The 377-nt window shown below is 23.1% G+C and carries 1 pseudogene; it reads right to left on the minus strand.

Features of this window, described 5'->3' with window-relative positions:
* Window positions 1-377, minus strand: a pseudogene (locus H2277_RS09185) (DUF115 domain-containing protein); the annotation flags it as partial.

Raw genomic sequence — 377 nt, forward strand, 5'->3', positions numbered from 1 at the left:
GGCATTTTTAAATGCATCTATGAGTTTGTTATTTATTTTTAATATCTCTTCTTGATCTTTTTCATAATAATCACAACTAAGTTCTAAAAAATAAGTTCTAGAAAATGTAAAAAATGGGTCTCTTGAGCATAGATTGTGATAATCTTGAAGTTCTAAAGTGTTAGCATCAAATAATAAAAGTCTATTTTCTTTTAATTCTTGAGAAAAATCCAAAAGATGAAACATGATTTTTATAATTTCTAATTCTTTTTCAAAAACGACTAAATGCTCATAATGTTTGTTTTTTAAAAGAGCTTTAAATAAAATTCCATTTCCAAAACCATAAAAATAAAGCACAGGATATAAAAGGTATTTTTCATTATAAGTTTTTAGCATAA

This window comes from Campylobacter sp. W0014 (assembly GCF_020135975.1).
Lineage (GTDB): Bacteria > Campylobacterota > Campylobacteria > Campylobacterales > Campylobacteraceae > Campylobacter_D.